Origin of the sequence: Amycolatopsis australiensis, assembly GCF_900119165.1 — a bacterium.
GTDB lineage: Bacteria > Actinomycetota > Actinomycetes > Mycobacteriales > Pseudonocardiaceae > Amycolatopsis > Amycolatopsis australiensis.
Genome location: NZ_FPJG01000003.1, coordinates 1 through 1,109 on the forward strand (window position 1 = coordinate 1; position 1,109 = coordinate 1,109).

Consider the following 1,109-nt stretch of genomic DNA (forward strand, 5'->3'; position numbering starts at 1 on the left):
GCGGCGTCTTACAGGCCATTCTGATGACCATTTTGTCGTCCGAACCAGCCATTTTCGGCAGTCCGGACGGACTTTGGGCGTCAAAACGCCTCGATACGGGCCTCCTTCAGGTAGGAAAGACGCTGCAAGTTATAGACGGCGGCCTTCCAGTTCAGATGCAGCGTGGCGCGTGCCAGGCCGATCGAGCGCATGACCTTGCCGCCCATTTGCGCCAGTCCGGCGAACACATGTTCGACGCGGGCGCGCGGCGAAGCGATCCGCCGGTTTCGTCGTTCTTGCGCTTCCGACAGCGGCTTGCCCTTGTGGCCTTTGCGCTGGATATGCATGCGCCAGCCCAGGCCGCGCAGACGGGTTTCGCGCCCACCGTCGACATAGCCTTTGTCGGCGTAGATGTCGAGGCTGGTATTGTCCGGGTCGAGCACCTCCTCGAAGTGCAGCGTGTCGTGCTCGCTGGCGGTGCTGATCTTGATTTTGCGGATCAGCTTATAGCGCTTGTCGGCATTGGCCGAGAGCTTATACCCAAAGTAGGACTTCCCATGCTTCTTGGCCCAGCGCGCATCAGTGTCTTTCTGGCGTCGCTTGGCCGGCTTCCAGTCGGCGGGCATCGCATCTTGCGCCACGATGGCCTTTTCCTCTTTGCCCATCGATTGCTTGGGAACTTGCACGAAGCTGGCGTCGATCATCTGCCCGCCACGCGCGATGAAGCCGTGTTTGGCCAGTTGGCGATTGACCGCATCGAAAATGCTCTCGCTGGCGCCGGCCGCGATCAGCCGCTCCTTGAAAGTCCAAATCGTAGTTCGGTCCGGGATCTGGCTGCTGCTGCGCAAGCCGACAAACCGCTGGTAGCTCAAGCGGTCAAGCAGTTGGAATTCCATCTGCTCGTCCGACAAATTGTGCATCTGCTGGATCAGCAACACCCGCACCATCAGCTCAGTCGGGAATGGCGGGCGACCGCCGCGCTCGCGGCCGGGACGTGGCGCCGCATGGTCAACCTCGGCCGCCAGCGCCGAAAAGTCCACATACTGCTCCATCACCTGCAACGCGTCGCCAAGCTTGTTCAGCTTCGCTTCACGCTCCTGGTCGGCAAACAGACTGGTTTTGATCATCGA

1 protein-coding gene is annotated in these 1,109 nt (G+C 60.8%); it reads right to left on the reverse strand.

Translation table 11 applies throughout. From position 1 onward, the window contains the following. Positions 1 to 80 precede the first annotated feature (80 nt). Positions 81 to 1,109, reverse strand: a 1,029-nt coding sequence (locus BT341_RS00940; protein WP_245804859.1) for an IS5 family transposase, incomplete at its 5' end; no start/stop codon positions are given.